Raw genomic sequence first — 16,893 nt, 5'->3', positions numbered from 1 at the left:
ACATATGAATTTTAAAGAATAATTGTTAGTTTAAGGAGGACTTATGAACAACTTACCAAATTGCCCAAAATGTAATTCAGAATATGTCTACGAAGACGGAAGTCTCTTGGTCTGCCCAGAGTGTGCCTATGAATGGAACCCTGCAGAAGTTGCAGAAGTAGAAGAAGGTGTTGTTGCTATTGATGCCAATGGAAATAAATTGGCTGACGGCGATACTGTAACCTTAATCAAGGACTTGAAAGTAAAAGGTGCGCCAAAGGATTTGAAACAAGGAACTCGTGTTAAAAATATCCGTATTGTAGAAGGTGACCACAACATCGACTGTAAGATTGATGGTTTTGGAGCTATGAAACTCAAATCAGAATTTGTTAAGAAAATCTAGCCATGAAACTGAACTACAAATTTATCTTTTATAGTCGTGTCCTCTTGTTCTTAGCGGCATTTACAGGGGTTTATTTAGAAATTACCAAGCACGGTGGCTTTGGTATGCTCCTTTACTACACAGTGTTGTCCAATCTTTTGGTAACGATTTTCACGGGTTATCTGCTCCGTGTGATGAGCCGTTCAGGTGAAAATTGGCAAAGTCCGACCTTGCTTCGTCTCAAGGGTGGTGTTACCATGAGTATCATGATTACCTGTGTGATTTATCATTTTATGCTTGCTCCGATCGCGACAGACTTTTACCGTGTGGAAAATTTCCTTTGCCACTATATCGTTCCACTCTGGTTTTTAGCCGACACCCTCTTCTTTGATAAACAGGGTCAATACAAGATTTGGGATCCAGTCTTGTGGACCATCTTGCCCTTGGTTTATATGATTTTTGCCTTGTTTAACGGCTTGGTCTTAAAACTCAATATTCCGAATTCCAAGGACAATCCCTTCCCTTATTTCTTTTTAAATGTGAACAAGGGTTGGGACGTGGTTATCAAATGGTGTTTAATCATTTTTGCAGCCTATATGGTTGCAGGCTTCATCTTCTATCTGATCAAGAAAATCAAGCGAAAATAGTCTTCCTATTAGGAAAGTTAGGACGGAGTCTTTAGTTCAATCGGGCTCCTTCTTTTCTTGCCATCTTCCTTTTAAAAGGATCAACAGTGAGAAATATATAGAAAGAAAATTCATGAAACAATATTTAGAACGGGCTAGTATTTTGGCCCTCTCCCTCGTTTTGATTACCTCCTTTTCCATCTCAAGTGCTCTGCCAGCCATGTTTGACTACTATCAAGGTTACCCTAAAGAACAAATCGAGCTCCTGGTCAGTCTCCCTTCTTTTGGGATCATGATTATGCTGGTTTTAAATGGGTTCTTGGAGCGGTTGTTTCCTGAGCGACTTCAGATTAGTCTGGGACTTCTCATCCTCTCTATCGGTGGAACAGCTCCCTTCTGGTATCAGGATTATAACTTTGTCTTTGCTATGCGGATTTTATTTGGCTTGGGTGTTGGGATGATCAATGCCAAGGCTATTTCTATCATCAGCGAACGCTATCATGGAAAGACACGGATTCAGATGCTGGGTCTCCGCGGATCAGCAGAAGTTGTCGGGGCGTCGATTTTGACTCTAGTGGTAGGTCAACTCTTATCCTTGGGATGGACAGTGACCTTCTTGGCCTACAGTGCAGGATTTTTAGTATTGATCCTTTATCTGCTCTTTGTCCCTTATGGGAAAGAAAAGAAAGAAACAAAGAAAAAAGAAGCCGAAACGACTCGTTTGACAGGACAGATGAAAGGCTTAATTTTTCTATTGGCTGTCGAAGCAGCAGTAGTTGTCTGCACCAATACAGCTATCACCATTCGTATTCCTAGTCTGATGGTGGAAAGAGGTCTAGGGGATGCCCAGTTATCGAGCTTGGTTTTAAGTATCATGCAGTTGATTGGTATCTTGGCAGGTGTGAGTTTTTCTTTCTTTATCTCTCTGTTTAAAGAAAGGTTGCTCCTTTGGTCAGGCATCACCTTTGGATTGGGGCAGATTGTGATTGCCTTGTCTCCGTCATTGGGTGTGATGGTAGTTGGAAGTGTTGTGGCAGGTTTTTCCTACAGTGTGGCCTTGACCACTGTCTTTCAACTTCTTTCTGAAAGAATCCCAGCCAAGCTCCTTAATCAGGCAACATCTTTTGCAGTGCTAGGATGTAGCTTTGGAGCCTTTATGACACCTTTCATTCTTGGGGCGATCGGCTTGGTGACTCAAAACGGTATGTTGGTCTTCACCATTTTAGGATGTTGGTTGATTGTCACTTCTATCTTTGTTATGTACGCACTTCAAAAGAGAGCTTAGGATTGGTTTCCTAAGTTTTTCTTTTTTGGAATTTTGTACCCAGACAATTATTGGTTTTTAAACTTGTTTACACTTTTATTTCCTGATAAAATAGAAGTTATGACAAGATATAAAGCAATTATTTCCTATGATGGTTATGCCTTTGCTGGTTTTCAGCGCCAGCCTCATGCGCGGAGCGTTCAGGAAGAAATTGAAAAAACGTTGACGAGACTCAATAAGGGGCAAGCCATCACTGTACACGGTGCTGGTAGGACTGATAGTGGTGTCCATGCTCTGGGACAGGTTATTCATTTTGACCTGCCCTATCAGATGGATGAGGAAAAACTCCGTTTTGCTCTGGATACCCAGTCTCCAGAAGATATTGATGTGATTTCAATTGAGATTGTGGCAGATGATTTTCATTGCCGTTATGCCAAGCACAGCAAGACCTATGAATTTATCGTGGATAGAGGACGTCCCAAAAATCCTATGCGTCGTCACTACGCTACTCACTTTCCCTATCCGCTCGACGTGGAGCGGATGCAGATGGCAATCAAAAAGCTAGAGGGAACTCATGATTTTACCGGGTTTACAGCATCTGGAACCAGTGTAGAGGACAAGGTTCGAACCATTACAGAAGCCAGTCTTAGTGTTGATGAGACAGGGCAGTTTTTGACCTTTACCTTTGCTGGGAATGGTTTCTTGTATAAGCAGATTCGCAATATGGTGGGGACACTGCTCAAAATCGGAAATAATCGAATGCCAGTTGAGCAGATTGACTTGATCTTAGAAAAAAAAGATAGACAGCTAGCAGGTCCAACGGCTGCACCGAATGGCTTGTATTTAAAGGAGATTCGTTATGAAGAATAATCGTATTTTAGCCCTTTCTGGGAATGATATTTTTAGTGGTGGTGGTTTGTCAGCTGATTTGGCTACCTATACCTTGAACGGCTTGCATGGCTTTGTAGCAGTGACTTGTTTGACGGCCTTGACTGAAAAGGGCTTTGAAGTCTTTCCAACTGACGATGCCATTTTTCAACATGAATTGGATAGCTTGCGTGATGTGGAATTTGCAGGGATTAAGATTGGTCTTCTCCCTACTGTCAGTGTGGCTGAGAAAGCCTTGAACTTTATCAAGCAACGTCCAGGAGTGCCTGTGGTATTGGATCCCGTCTTGGTCTGCAAGGAAACGCACGATGTGGCTGTCAGTGAACTCTGTAAAGAGTTGATTCTCTTTTTCCCTCATGTCAGTGTGATTACGCCAAATCTTCCTGAAGCAGAATTGTTGGCGGGTCAGGAAATCAAAACTTTGGAAGATATGAAAGCTGCAGCGCAGAAATTGCATGATTTAGGAGCGCCAGCAGTCATTATCAAGGGAGGCAATCGCCTTAGTCAGGACAAGGCTGTGGATGTCTTTTATGATGGACAAAATTTTACAGTTCTAGAAAATCCCGTTATCCAAGGACAAAATGCAGGGGCAGGTTGTACCTTTGCCTCAACCATTGCCAGTCACTTGGTTAAGGGAGAAGAACTATTAGCAGCAGTGGAGAGCTCGAAAGCTTTCGTTTACCGTGCTATTGCACAAGCAGATCAATATGGAGTAAGACAATATGAAGCAAACCAAAACAACTAAAATCGCCCTTGTATCCCTCTTAACCGCCCTTTCTGTGGTTCTAGGTTATTACTTGAAAATTGGAACGCCAACAGGAATATTGACTCTCTTGGATGCGGGTATTTTCTTTACTGCCTTTTACTTTGGCAGTAAAGAAGGGGCCGTCGTTGGAGGACTAGCAGCTTTTCTGCTTGACCTTTTATCAGGCTTTCCACAGTGGATGTTCTTTAGCTTGGTAAACCATGGCTTGCAAGGATATTTTGCAGGTTTTAAAGGGAAATGGCAATGGCTGGGCCTAGTCTTAGCTACTATCGTCATGGTAAGTGGCTACGCTCTGGGCTCAACCCTAATGAATGGCTGGTCAGCAGCCTTACCAGAAATCCTTCCAAACTTCCTGCAAAATACCTTGGGTATGGTTGTAGGATTTGTAGTCTTTCAGAGCGTCAAGAAGATAAAATAAAAAAGTCAGCTTCAATAGCTGACTTTTTGCTTGTCTATATTTAATCAAAATAAAGCAAATCTTTGCTGGTGCTTGTAAAGAGGTCAAAGCCATCCTTGGTAACAACACCACAGTCTTCGATACGAACGCCGACTTTACCAGGGATATAGATACCTGGTTCAACAGAGAAGCACATGCCTTCTTCGATGACCATGTCGTTTCCTTCCATGATAGAAGGGAATTCGTGGACATCCATACCGATACCGTGACCGAGACGGTGGTTGAAGTACTCTCCATAACCAGCTTTTTCAATGACTTCGCGAGCAGCGCGATCAACTTCATGTGCAGTCACACCTGGCTTGATGAAGTCAAGGGCAGCTTGTTGGGCTTCAAGTGTCAAGTTGTAAATATCCTTCTTGAATTGGTCAGGTTTACCGACAGCGACAGTACGAGTCATATCTGATGCGTAGCCATTGACCATGACACCGAGGTCAAAGAGGAGAAGGGCGTCCTTTTCAACTTTGTTTGCACCAGGAATTCCGTGCGGATTTGCAGCGTTATCACCAGTCAAGACCATGGTATCAAAGCTCATTTCATAGCCTTCACGTTTCATAGCAAAGTCGATTTGGGCGATGATATCTGTCTCAGTCTTATCAAGAGAAATATTGTCAAAACCAACCTTTACAGCCTTATCAGCATAGAGCCCTGCAACCATCATTTTTTGCACTTCATCAGCTGATTTGATGAGGCGCATGCGTTGGATGCGAGGAGTGAGGTTTTCAAACTCAGCAGTTTCAAAGACTGTTTTCAAACCATGGTATTTAGTCAAGATGAGATTTTCAAACTCAACTGCTACACGTTTGAAATCGTGCTGAGGCAAAGCATTTTTGATTTTTTGCCATGGATTTTCAGAATCCACATAGCCTACAACTGGGAAAGAGACAGTGCTGCTTGCACGCTCTACTTCAAGGGCTGGGACAAAGAGGAGCGGTTCTTGATCCGCTAGGACAAAAAGGAACATTTGGCGTTCATGGGGATCACTGTAAAAGCCAGTGAGGTAATTGATAGTGACGGGGTCAGATACGACAGCGACGTCTAGTTTTTCTGATTCAAGATATGTTAGGATTTGTTGTAATTTAGACATATGCTACCTTCTTTCTACCCCTCTATTTTGGCAAAAAATGAGAGAAAATGCAAGGGGGAAGGGTAAAAGAACAGGCAAAAAGAACTCCGGCAAGATAGCGGAGTTCTTTGGTCTAGTTTTCCTTAGTTTAAGAAAAGTCAGCCTTGCTTTTGACGTCGCTGTATTCTTCAGCGATTTCTTGGCTGAGAATGTCCTCATAGGCAGGGAGTTGGATGTCCTGTCCATATTTTTTCTTGAGTGCAGTAGTGATTAGGCGATAAGCCAGATTGGCATTACGAGAGAGGATAGGTCCGTGGAAGTAGGAACCAAAGACATTCTTGTAATGAACCCCTTCGCCGACCTTTTCTTCGTTGTTTCCATTTCCATAGACAACCAGTCCCAGTGGTTTTTGGTCATCTGAGAGGAAGGTACGGCCCTGGTGATTTTCAAATCCATAGTAGGTTTCATCAAATTCGTAATTATGAATCTTGATGTCACCGATGAAGCGGTTATTAGTCTGGTTGAGTGTGTAGTGACCCATGACTCCTAGTCCTTCGATGCGTTTGCCTGAAGCTTCAACATAATATTGCCCCAATAGTTGGAAACCACCGCAGATAGCGAGAACCACACCGTCATTTTGGATGTAGTTGTCAATGCTCTCTTTTTTAGCAGGAAGGTCGCCTGCGATGATGCTTTGTTCAAAGTCTTGACCGCCACCGAAAAAGGCGATATCATAGTGGTTTTCATCAAAGTCATCATGGAGAGAAACGATGTCAACCGTCACATGAGCTCCCAGTTTTTCAGCTACATACTTGAGCATGAGGATGTTTCCATTGTCCCCGTAGGTATTCATGAGGTTTCCATAGAGGTGGGCGATATTGAGCTGATATGGGTAATTGCCAGCTTTTGAGGAAAGTGAAGTATAAACCATCAGTTCATCTCCTTTCTAACAATCTGACGGCTAGCCAGCAGTTCACGGAATTCAAGCATAGCAGTATAGGTAGCCAGGATATAGGCATACTTGCAGTCTTGGTTCTCAATGGTTTTGAGAACTTGCTCCAGATTGCTTGTCTCAGTGATTTTATCAGCTGGGTAGCCTGTCACCCGTAGACGGCGAGCGATTTCAGAATGACGAACACCACCAGCGTTGATTTCAGGAATGTCCATGTCAGTGACTTGTTCAAAGTCAGCATCCCAAATCCAGCTAGTATCAATCCCATCAGCATAGTTGGCATTAAGGAGAACAGATAAACTAAATGGATAAGGAGCTAGTTTGATCATCTCGATAGCTTGGGTAGCGCCAACAGGATTTTTAATCAAGACGAGGGTACATTCTTTATCACCGATATGGAAGGTCTCCTGGCGCCCGAATACAGCGCGGCTCTTGTCAAATCCTTGCTTGATCCGTTGCGAATCTGCGCCAAGGAAACGGGCGATGGCAACTGCAGCTAGCGCATTGTAGATGTTGTAAAGTCCACCGATTTGGATACCGTATTCTTGTCCGTCAATGACAAAACGAGAGCGATTGTTGGTTAATTCAACCAGTTCTGTCAAACGATAGTCTAGATCAGGTCGTTTGCAGCCACAATTTTCACAGATATAGGCACCCAAGTTGGCATAGGTATTGTGCTCATATTTGAGAATGCCTTGACAGTCAGGACAGAGGATTCCTTCGGTATTGTAGTGAGCTAGTTTGGCTGGTCCTTTTTCCAAGTCAAAACCAAAATACTCTACAGGATTTGGAATAGCTGGCTTGTAGAAAAGTGGACTGTCACCATTGAGGAGAACAGTAGCCGTAGGCACCTTACGAATGGCATCCAAAATCATGTTATAAGTTGTGTAAATTTCACCGTAGCGGTCCATCTGATCACGGAAAATATTAGTAATCACAAAAAGGCTTGGATGGATGTAGTCACAGATACGAGATAGACTGGCCTCGTCAATTTCTAGAACGGCAATGTTTTTCCCAGTTTTAGAGGATTTGGCCGTCAAGAAGGTTGTCGTTATCCCTGTGATCATATTGGCGCCACTAGGATTGGTCAGAACCTGACCATAAACTTCTTTTAAAATGCCGACAGTGAGAGCAGTTGTCAGGGTTTTCCCGTTGGTTCCAGTGACCACGACAATCTCGTAGTTCTTAGCTAGATTTTGTAAAATATCTTTATCAAATTGAAGGGCGAGTTTTCCTGGGAGCGTACTTCCGCGGCCAAGACGGCTTAAAACGAAGTGGGAAGAACGCCCAGTAAGAAGGCCCAAAGTAGTTTTTAATTTCATGTTTCTATTATATCATAAAAGAGGGAAAAGACAGATTTGAGATTTCGCAGAAACAAAAACAGCCCAAAGAGGGCTGTTGGCTAACAAATCAGTCTCAACTTAAATCGCAAACAAGTCATTCAAGTTCTCAGCCAAAGTTGGGTGAGTGAAGATTTGTTTTGTGAAGTAAGTATAAGGGATTTTGTTGTCCATCGCAACAGTGATGATATTGATGATTTCTTGAGAGCCTTCTGAGAAGATGCTTGCACCAAGAATTTCTTTTGTTTCAGTATTGACAACAGCTTTGAAGGCACCGCGAAGATCTCCATTTACGTGACCACGAGGCATGGCAGCAACAGGGATTTCCTTCACTGCATATGGAAGTTTCAAATCTGCTGCTTGGCTTTCAGTCAAGCCAACTTGTGAAAGTGCAGGTGTGATGAACATGGTGTTTGGAACATTGAGACGGTCTTCAAGAGTGTAGCTACCATCTCCAGCAAGGTAGCTATAGACAACACGGAAGTCATCAAGTGAGATGTAGGTAAATTGAGGTCCACCGTTGACGTCTCCAACTGCGAAGACACCAGGAACGTTTGTTTGACAATGTTTGTCTACTTTAATAGCACCACGTTCAGTTAGTTCAATATCTGTATTTTCAAGTTGAAGTGGTTCTACGTTTGGTTTACGTCCAGTTGCGTAGAGAAGGGCATCGAAACGGTAAGTTTCGTTTTCAGTTACGACAAGGACTTGGTCACCGTCGTTTTTGATTTCAGTAGTACGGATGTTTTGAAGCAATTCAATACCGTCTTCTTCCATGTATTGTTTAGCAAGAGCTGCGATGGAAGGTTCTGCACGAGGTAGGAAAGCATCCAAGGCATCTAGGACTGTAACTTTGCTTCCAAGTTTGTTGTAAAGACCTGCAAATTCAAGACCGATATTTCCGCCACCAAGGACACCAAGTTTTTCTGGCAATTTGTCCAAGTTTTGGATACCTGTCGAGTCAAAGACATTCTTACTTGTAGCAAGTCCAGGGATTGGCAAGACGTTTGAAACGGCACCGGTATTGATAACGATAATTTCAGCAGTCAGTTCTTGTTTTTCATCACCTGCTTGGATTTCGATGACTTTATTTGAAAGGAAGTGAGCTTCCGCATCAAAGATATCCACACCTGTACCAGCAACAGTAGCATAGTTTTTACCATTGAGGCGACTAGTGATAGTATTTTTGGTAGCAATGACATCTTCAAAAGACAAATCTTTCTCAGCAGCAACTAGCAAGGTTTTAGTTGGGATACATCCGATGTTGATACAAGTTCCACCGTACATAGCTTTGCTACGTTCAACGAGGGCAACTTTTTTGCCAGCTGAAGCTAATTTACCAGCTAGTGTTTTCCCGGCTTTACCAAATCCAATAACGATTAAATCATATGTTAACATTTATAGTCCTCCTATTCGATTTTCATTCTAGCATAAGAAAACAATTTTTGCACAAATCTGCTACGGGAAATGGAGTGAGTTTGAAATGCTCCCTTCAAATCCTTTGAAAAACCAGTTTCGGGCTACTTTACTGCTAGAAAATCGTTTACATGATTTTCCTTAAGGATTCTACTATCTTTTGCCTCTCTCTTGTGTTATACTAGATAGGTTGCAAAGAAACCAGTACTTTTCTTTCGTGGAAAAGAAGCAACATGGTATCTCTTTTTTGTAGAAGATACGTCATGAAAAGAAAAGTATAAACTAAAGCCCTATAGGGTGGCTTCGCACCACCTTTAGAAAGAAGAATAACGTGAAATTTAATGAATTTAACTTGTCTGCTGAATTGCTAGCAGAGATTGAAAAAGCTGGATTTGTAGAAGCCAGTCCTATCCAAGAACAGACCATTCCCTTGGCTCTCGAAGGAAAAGACGTTATCGGTCAAGCTCAGACAGGTACAGGAAAAACTGCAGCCTTTGGCTTGCCAACCCTTGAAAAAATCCGTACAGAAGAAGCGACCATCCAAGCCTTGGTTATCGCTCCAACTCGTGAACTCGCTGTCCAAAGCCAAGAAGAACTCTTCCGCTTTGGCCGTAGCAAAGGAGTGAAAGTTCGCTCAGTTTACGGTGGTTCCAGCATTGAAAAACAAATCAAGGCCCTTAAATCTGGTGCTCACATCGTGGTAGGAACACCAGGCCGTCTCTTGGACTTGATTAAACGCAAGGCCTTGAAATTACAAGATATTGAAACTCTGATCCTTGACGAAGCGGACGAAATGCTCAACATGGGCTTCCTTGAAGACATTGAAGCCATCATTTCCCGTGTCCCTGAAAATCGTCAAACCTTGCTCTTTTCAGCAACCATGCCAGATGCTATCAAACGTATCGGTGTTCAGTTTATGAAGGACCCTGAGCATGTCAAGATTGCTGCCAAGGAATTGACAACAGAATTGGTGGATCAGTACTATATCCGTGTCAAGGAACAAGAGAAATTTGATACTATGACACGTCTCATGGATGTGGAACAACCAGAACTTGCTATTGTATTTGGTCGTACCAAACGCCGTGTAGATGAATTGACTCGTGGACTTAAAATTCGTGGCTTTCGTGCAGAAGGAATTCATGGTGACTTAGACCAAAATAAACGTCTTCGTGTCCTTCGTGATTTTAAAAATGGGAATCTTGATGTTTTGGTTGCGACAGACGTGGCAGCACGTGGTTTGGATATCTCAGGTGTGACCCATGTCTACAACTACGATATTCCACAAGATCCTGAAAGTTATGTTCACCGTATCGGTCGTACAGGTCGTGCTGGTAAGTCAGGTCAATCTATTACTTTCGTAGCACCAAATGAAATGGGCTACCTTCAAATCATCGAAAACTTGACTAAGAAACGCATGAAAGGCTTGAAACCAGCGACAGCTGAAGAAGCCTTCCAAGCTAAGAAACAAGTAGCACTCAAGAAAATCGAACGAGACTTCGCAGACGAATCCATTCGTGGGAACTTTGAGAAATTTGCTAAAGATGCTCGTAAGTTAGCAGCAGAATTTAGTCCAGAAGAATTGGCTATGTATATCTTGAGTCTGACAGTCCAAGATCCAGACAGCCTTCCTGAAGTGGAGATTGCGCGTGAAAAACCACTGCCATTTAAACCATCAGGTAATGGCTTTGGCGGCAAAGGTAAGGGAGGTCGTGGAGGCCGTCGTGGGGACGACCGTCGAGATCGTGATCGCCGTGGAAATGGTCGCCGTGATGATTTCAAGAAAGGCCGTCGTGGGAACGATCGTTTTGATAAAGACAGACGTTACCGTAATAAAGACAATAAAAAACCTCGCAACACTTCAAACGAAAAGAAAACAGGCTTTGTTATTCGTAACAAAGGAGACAAATAGAAAAAAGCGATTCACACTGTGAATCGCTTTTATATATAAGGAGACCGATAGTAAAAGAAGATGGTGATAGTAAAGGATAGGTGAAACGGAAAGGGATTTATCATGTCATCTTCTTATAATGTTATAATATCAAAATTAAAATAGGATGTCAATAAAAAATCGCTTTTTTTCTAAAATATTTTTGCTGTTCAAAATTGCAATTAAATAAGCAATTTTCAGATAATTATTGAAATAAAGACTTTTCTATGTTATAATGGAAACGATTATATGCGAGGTAAAAAATGGCACATTTATTAGAAAAAACAAGAAAAATCACGTCTATTCTAAAGCGCTCTGAGGAGCAACTCCAAGATGAACTTCCTTACAATGCGATCACACGCCAGTTAGCAGATATTATTGATTGTAACGCTTGTATTGTGAATAACAAGGGACGTCTCTTGGGCTACTTTATGCGTTATAAGACCAATAATGACCGTGTAGAACAATTCTTCCAAACCAAAACCTTCCCTGAGGTCTATGTACAAGGGGCAAACATGATTTATGATACGGAAGCCAATCTTCCTGTTGAACATGATTTGACCATTTTCCCTGTGGAGAGCCGTGCGGACTTTCCAGATGGCTTGACGACCATTGCTCCAATTCATGTATCAGGGATTCGCCTAGGTTCGTTGATTATTTGGCGCAATGATAAGAAATTTGAAGATGAAGATTTGATTCTTGTTGAGATTGCGAGCACGGTGGTAGGGATTCAACTATTGAACTTTCAACGTGAAGAAGATGAGAAAAATATTCGCCGTCGTACGGCTGTTACCATGGCGGTCAACACCCTTTCCTATTCAGAACTGCGTGCCGTATCAGCTATTTTAGCTGAATTGGATGGAAATGAAGGGCAGCTGACTGCGTCTGTCATTGCAGACCGTATTGGCATTACACGCTCAGTGATTGTCAATGCGCTTCGTAAATTGGAGTCTGCGGGAATTATTGAGAGTCGCTCATTAGGAATGAAGGGGACTTATCTCAAAGTTCTAATTGGTGATATTTTTGAGGAAGTGAAAAAGAGGGACTACTAATGGCAAAAGCTTTAATCTCGATTGACTATACAGAGGATTTCGTAGCAGACCATGGAAAGCTAACTGCTGGCGCACCTGCTCAAGCAATATCAAAAGCCATTGATCAGGCAACCAGATTAGCTTTTGATCGTGGAGACTATGTCTTTTTTACCATTGATGCTCATGAAGAGAAGGATACATTCCACCCAGAAAGCAAGCTCTTTCCACCGCACAACATCATCGGAACTAGTGGGCGTAACCTTTATGGCCCCCTAGCTGATTTTTATGCTGAGTATGAAGCGGATAGTCGTGTCTTTTGGATGGACAAGCGTCACTATTCAGCATTTTCAGGAACGGACTTAGATATCCGTTTGCGGGAACGTCGGATAGATACGGTCATTTTGACCGGTGTATTGACTGACATTTGCGTCCTTCATACGGCTATTGATGCCTATAATTTAGGTTATCAAATCGAGATTGTCAAGCCTGCGGTTGCTTCTATTTGGCCAGAAAATCATCAGTTTGCTCTTGGTCATTTTAAGAACACTCTGGGAGCAAAATTACTGGATGAAAACCTTGCTGAAATTGAACTATAAGACTGTTGGAAAAATGAAAAAAATCTGAAAAAAGTGTTGACAAAGATTTTGAAAGTTGATATACTAGTAAAGTAATCGACGCGGGGATGGCGGAATTGGCAGACGCGCAGGACTAAGGATCCTGTGACCGCTTTAGGTCGTGAGGGTTCAAGTCCCTCTCTCCGCATAGGGTAAGAGTTAGCTTTGGCTAGCTCTTTTTTTTACAAAGAAGACTAGAGGCTACGTTTCGTGTATCGAAAAATATTGGCATCAAGAACAGTCATTGTATCAGAACATTTAAACTGAGTTTTCCATTTCATCCTATCAAGAATTTCCTCAAACACAAGTCAGAAAATGAAGAACTTAGGAGATGGAAAAATACTAATCAGAAAGATGTGACTATCATTTTTAAAATGAAGTAGATTTTTGATTGGTACTATACATCCTTATATAAGAAGGAAAGTTAGCGTTTGCTAGCTTTTTTGTTTTTTCAAAAATAAATCAAAAAAATTTTCGATTTCATAAACATTTCATATTTGGATTTTATAATAGTCTTACAAATATGGAGGTGACAAATGAATCCAATCCAAAGAGCTTGGGCTTATGTCAGCAGAAAACGACTGAGAAGTTTTATTTTATTTCTGATTTTATTTGTCCTTTTAGCAGGAATTTCAGCCTGTTTGACTCTGATGAAGTCCAACAAAACAGTAGAAAGTAATCTTTACAAATCACTCAACACATCTTTTTCTATCAAAAAGATAGAAAATGGACAGACCTTCAAGTTGTCTGACCTAGCATCCGTGAGCAAGATTAAGGGACTGGAAAATGTCTCTCCTGAACTCGAAACGGTCGCAAAACTAAAAGACAAGGAAGCAGTGAGTGGCGAGCAGAGCGTTGAACGTGATGATTTGTCAGCCGCGGACAAGAACTTGGTTAGCTTAACGTCTCTTGAGGACTCATCCAAGGATGTCACCTTTACTAGTTCGGCTTTCAATCTAAAAGAAGGGCGACACCTTCAAAAAGGGGACTCCAAGAAAATCCTCATTCACGAAGAGTTGGCCAAGAAGAACGGTCTTTCGCTTCATGACAAGATTCGCTTGGATGCTGGTCAGTCAGAATCTGGAAAAGGGCAAACAGTAGAGTTTGAAATTGTCGGCATCTTTTCTGGTAAAAAACAAGAGAAATTCACAGGCTTGTCTTCTGACTTCAGTGAAAACCAAGTCTTTACAGACTATGAAAGCAGCCAAACCCTTCTGGGAAATAGTGAAGCTCAAGTCAGTGCAGCGCGCTTCTATGTAGAAAATCCTAAGGAAATGGACGGACTCATGAAGCAGGTGGAAAACTTGGCTTTGGAAAGTCAAGGCTACCAAGTTGAGAAGGAAAACAAGGCCTTTGAACAAATCAAAGACTCAGTGGCAACCTTCCAAACCTTCCTCACCATCTTCCTTTATGGGATGTTGATAGCTGGAGCTGGAGCCTTGATTTTGGTCTTGTCCCTTTGGTTGAGAGAAAGGGTCTACGAAGTGGGGATTTTACTCGCACTTGGAAAAGGCAAGAGTTCAATCTTCCTCCAGTTCTGTTTAGAGGTAGTTTTGGTATCTCTTGGAGCTTTGCTTCCAGCATTTGTTGCAGGAAATGCCATCACATCCTATCTGCTCCAAACAGTACTAGCCAGTGGAGATCAGGCAACCTTACAAGACACACTAGCCAAAGCAAGTGGTCTATCAACCAGTCTCCTATCCTTTGCAGAATCCTATGTCTTTCTGCTCCTGATTGGTTGCTTAGCAGTAGCCCTTTGTTTCGTATTTCTATTTAGAAAATCGCCGAAAGAAATTTTATCATCTATTAGTTAATACTCTTCGAAAATCTCTTTAAACCGTGTCAGTCTTATCTGCAACCTCAAAGCTGTGCTTTGAGCAACCTGCGGCTAGCTTCCTAGTTTGCTCTTTGATTTTCATTGAGTATAAGAAGGAGAAATCATGACTTTATTACAATTGCAAGATGTTACCTACCGTTATAAGAACACTGCTGAGGCAGTTTTATATCAGATCAAGTATAATTTTGAACCCGGAAAGTTTTATAGTATCATTGGTGAGTCAGGAGCAGGAAAATCCACTCTCTTGTCCCTGCTTGCTGGTCTAGATAGTCCTGTTGAAGGTTCTATCCTTTTCCAAGGAGAGGACATTCGGAATAAGGGATATTCTTACCATCGCATGCACCATATTTCCCTGGTCTTTCAAAATTATAACTTGATAGATTATCTTTCTCCGCTGGAAAATATCCGCTTGGTCAACAAAAAAGCAAGCAAGGATACACTTCTTGAGCTTGGTTTGGATGAAAGTCAGATCAAGCGGAATGTTCTCCAGTTATCAGGTGGTCAACAACAACGTGTTGCCATTGCTCGCAGTTTGGTCTCAGAAGCTCCAGTTATTCTAGCTGATGAGCCAACAGGAAATCTGGACCCTAAAACTGCTGGAGATATTATCGAACTGCTCAAATCACTTGCCGAGAAAACAGGTAAATGTGTAATTGTCGTTACGCATAGTAAAGAAGTAGCGCAAGCGTCCGATATTACACTTGAGTTGAAGGACAAGAAACTGACTGAAACTCGCAATACTACTAAATAATATGAGCTTGTTTTGATAGAATTATGAAATCAAATCTAGAAAGGGAACCTATGTTACACAACGCATTTGCCTATGTTACAAGGAAGTTTTTCAAATCGATTGTTATCTTCCTGATTATTCTCCTCATGGCGAGCTTGAGTTTGGTCGGCTTGTCGATCAAGGGAGCTACTGCCAAGGCTTCTCAGGAGACCTTTAAAAATATCACCAACAGCTTCTCCATGCAAATCAATCGTCGCGTCAATCAAGGAACGCCACGTGGTGCTGGGAATATCAAGGGTGAGGATATCAAAAAAATCACCGAAAACAAGGCCATCGAGTCTTATGTAAAACGCATCAACGCCATTGGAGATTTGACTGGATATGAACTCATCGAAACGCCAGAAACCAAGAAAAATCTCACTGCAGACCGTGCCAAACGGTTTGGAAGCAGCTTGATGCTGACAGGTGTTAATGACTCCTCAAAAGAAGATAAGTTTGTCTCTGGCTCATATAAGCTGGTTGAAGGTGAGCACCTAACCAATGACGACAAAGACAAGATTCTCATGCACAAGGACTTGGCAGCCAAACACGGCTGGAAGGTAGGGGATAAGGTTAAACTGGACTCCAATGTCTACGATGCAGACAATGAAAAAGGTGCCAAGGAAACAGTCGAAGTGACGATCAAGGGACTCTTTGATGGGCACAATAAGTCTGCAGTAACCTACTCACAAGAGCTTTACGAAAACACAGCTATCACAGACATCCATACTGCGGCTAAACTATATGGTTATACAGAAGAAACTGCTATTTATGGGGACGCAACCTTCTTTGTAACAGCAGACAAGAACTTGGATGATGTTATGAAAGAGTTGAATGGTATCAGTGGTATCAACTGGAAGAGCTACACACTTGTGAAGAGCTCCTCTAACTACCCAGCTCTTGAGCAATCCATCTCTGGTATGTACAAGATGGCCAACCTCCTATTCTGGGGTAGCTTGAGCTTCTCAGTTCTTCTCCTTGCCCTCTTGCTCAGTCTTTGGATCAACGCCCGTCGCAAGGAAGTGGGAATCCTCCTCTCTATCGGTCTCAAGCAGGCAAGTATCTTGGGGCAATTCATCACCGAATCTATCCTGATCGCCATCCCTGCTCTCGTTTCTGCTTACTTCCTAGCCAACTATACAGCTCGTGCAATCGGAAACACCGTCCTTGCCAATGTAACTTCAGGTGTTGCCAAGCAAGCCAGCAAGGCAGCTCAAGCCTCTAATCTTGGTGGTGGTGCAGAAGTAGACGGCTTTAGCAAGACCTTGTCGAGCCTAGACATTTCCATTCAGACATCAGACTTTATCATCGTCTTTGTCCTTGCCTTGGTTCTAGTGGTTCTCGTTATGGCGCTTGCTTCAAGCAATCTCCTTAGAAAACAACCAAAAGAGCTCTTGCTCGATAGCGAATAAAAAACTTGCTACCTATTCTCCCCTAAATGGGGTATAATATAGGTAGCATTTTTATCTATTTCATCTTGATAATACTCTTCGAAAATCAAATTCAAACCACGTCAGCTTCACCTTGCCGTACTCAAGTACAGCCTGCGGCTAGCTTCCTAGTTTGCTCTTTGATTTTCATT

The 16,893-nt window shown here is 42.2% G+C and carries 16 protein-coding genes and 1 tRNA gene; 13 read left to right on the top strand and 4 right to left on the bottom strand.

All coding sequences use genetic code 11. The features are described 5' to 3' along the window. The first annotated feature begins 43 nt into the window (after nucleotides 1-43). The 6 genes from ADM50_RS05480 (at nucleotide 44) to ADM50_RS05455 (ending at nucleotide 4,323) form a co-directional block, all read left to right on the top strand. Nucleotides 44-382, top strand: a complete 339-nt coding sequence (locus ADM50_RS05480) for a zinc ribbon domain-containing protein YjdM (protein WP_001061600.1) — start codon at nucleotides 44-46, stop codon at nucleotides 380-382. 2 nt (nucleotides 383-384) lie between these two features. Further along, entirely contained in the window at nucleotides 385-1,008 is a 624-nt protein-coding gene (locus ADM50_RS05475; RefSeq protein ID WP_049484780.1) for a Pr6Pr family membrane protein, read from the top strand. Between the two features lie 112 nt (nucleotides 1,009-1,120). After that, complete coding sequence (locus ADM50_RS05470) at nucleotides 1,121-2,272, top strand: MFS transporter (protein ID WP_049484779.1); 1,152 nt, start codon at nucleotides 1,121-1,123, stop codon at nucleotides 2,270-2,272. A 99-nt stretch (nucleotides 2,273-2,371) separates the two neighbouring features. Next, complete coding sequence (gene truA / locus ADM50_RS05465) at nucleotides 2,372-3,121, top strand: tRNA pseudouridine(38-40) synthase TruA (protein WP_049484778.1); 750 nt, start codon at nucleotides 2,372-2,374, stop codon at nucleotides 3,119-3,121. Beyond that, nucleotides 3,111-3,884, top strand: a complete 774-nt coding sequence (locus ADM50_RS05460) for a bifunctional hydroxymethylpyrimidine kinase/phosphomethylpyrimidine kinase (protein WP_049484777.1) — start codon at nucleotides 3,111-3,113, stop codon at nucleotides 3,882-3,884. The genes truA and ADM50_RS05460 overlap by 11 nt, the downstream gene beginning before the upstream one ends. Next, on the top strand, nucleotides 3,862-4,323 hold the full coding sequence (locus tag ADM50_RS05455) for an ECF transporter S component (RefSeq protein WP_044021142.1): 462 nt from the start codon (nucleotides 3,862-3,864) through the stop codon (nucleotides 4,321-4,323). Before ADM50_RS05460 ends, ADM50_RS05455 begins: the two co-directional genes overlap by 23 nt. A 40-nt stretch (nucleotides 4,324-4,363) precedes the next feature. Here the strand turns inward: ADM50_RS05455 and ADM50_RS05450 are convergent, their stop codons facing one another. The 4 genes from ADM50_RS05450 to ADM50_RS05435 all read right to left on the bottom strand — a co-directional run bounded on the left by ADM50_RS05450 (nucleotide 4,364) and on the right by ADM50_RS05435 (nucleotide 9,115). Then, nucleotides 4,364-5,446 (bottom strand): M24 family metallopeptidase, encoded by a 1,083-nt coding sequence (locus ADM50_RS05450; RefSeq protein WP_049484776.1) that lies wholly within the window; start codon nucleotides 5,444-5,446, stop codon nucleotides 4,364-4,366. A 127-nt stretch (nucleotides 5,447-5,573) separates the two neighbouring features. Beyond that, nucleotides 5,574-6,356: a lipid II isoglutaminyl synthase subunit GatD gene (gene gatD, locus ADM50_RS05445; RefSeq protein ID WP_049484775.1), complete on the bottom strand. Its 783-nt coding sequence runs from the start codon at nucleotides 6,354-6,356 to the stop codon at nucleotides 5,574-5,576. Next, on the bottom strand, nucleotides 6,356-7,699 hold the full coding sequence (murT, locus tag ADM50_RS05440; RefSeq protein ID WP_049484774.1) for a lipid II isoglutaminyl synthase subunit MurT: 1,344 nt from the start codon (nucleotides 7,697-7,699) through the stop codon (nucleotides 6,356-6,358). The genes gatD and murT overlap by 1 nt, the downstream gene beginning before the upstream one ends. A gap of 99 nt (nucleotides 7,700-7,798) precedes the next feature. Beyond that, nucleotides 7,799-9,115, bottom strand: coding sequence for an FAD-containing oxidoreductase (locus tag ADM50_RS05435; RefSeq protein WP_000958918.1), 1,317 nt, complete (start codon nucleotides 9,113-9,115; stop codon nucleotides 7,799-7,801). A 349-nt stretch (nucleotides 9,116-9,464) separates the two neighbouring features. Here ADM50_RS05435 and cshA point away from each other — a divergent pair, with 349 nt between their 5' ends. The 7 genes from cshA to vex3 all read left to right on the top strand — a co-directional run bounded on the left by cshA (nucleotide 9,465) and on the right by vex3 (nucleotide 16,723). Next, nucleotides 9,465-11,042, top strand: a complete 1,578-nt coding sequence (gene cshA, locus ADM50_RS05430) for a degradosome RNA helicase CshA (protein WP_049484773.1) — start codon at nucleotides 9,465-9,467, stop codon at nucleotides 11,040-11,042. A 281-nt stretch (nucleotides 11,043-11,323) separates the two neighbouring features. After that, nucleotides 11,324-12,112 (top strand): GTP-sensing pleiotropic transcriptional regulator CodY, encoded by a 789-nt coding sequence (gene codY, locus ADM50_RS05425; RefSeq protein ID WP_000940725.1) that lies wholly within the window; start codon nucleotides 11,324-11,326, stop codon nucleotides 12,110-12,112. After that, on the top strand, nucleotides 12,112-12,687 hold the full coding sequence (locus ADM50_RS05420; protein WP_049484772.1) for a cysteine hydrolase family protein: 576 nt from the start codon (nucleotides 12,112-12,114) through the stop codon (nucleotides 12,685-12,687). Before codY ends, ADM50_RS05420 begins: the two co-directional genes overlap by 1 nt. Nucleotides 12,688-12,767: 80 nt before the next feature. Then, nucleotides 12,768-12,853 (top strand) — tRNA-Leu (locus ADM50_RS05415). Between the two features lie 388 nt (nucleotides 12,854-13,241). Next, nucleotides 13,242-14,519, top strand: coding sequence for an ABC transporter permease (locus ADM50_RS05410; protein ID WP_049484771.1), 1,278 nt, complete (start codon nucleotides 13,242-13,244; stop codon nucleotides 14,517-14,519). Between the two features lie 126 nt (nucleotides 14,520-14,645). Then, nucleotides 14,646-15,293: an ABC transporter ATP-binding subunit Vex2 gene (vex2, locus tag ADM50_RS05400; protein ID WP_000173735.1), complete on the top strand. Its 648-nt coding sequence runs from the start codon at nucleotides 14,646-14,648 to the stop codon at nucleotides 15,291-15,293. Nucleotides 15,294-15,343: 50 nt separating this feature from the next. After that, on the top strand, nucleotides 15,344-16,723 hold the full coding sequence (gene vex3, locus ADM50_RS05395; RefSeq protein ID WP_049484769.1) for an ABC transporter permease subunit Vex3: 1,380 nt from the start codon (nucleotides 15,344-15,346) through the stop codon (nucleotides 16,721-16,723). Nucleotides 16,724-16,893 lie beyond the last annotated feature (170 nt).

The sequence above is a fragment of the Streptococcus oralis genome (assembly GCF_001075675.1).
GTDB classification, from domain to species: Bacteria; Bacillota; Bacilli; order Lactobacillales; family Streptococcaceae; genus Streptococcus; species Streptococcus oralis_V.
This window is presented reverse-complemented; position numbering and strand designations above follow the sequence as displayed.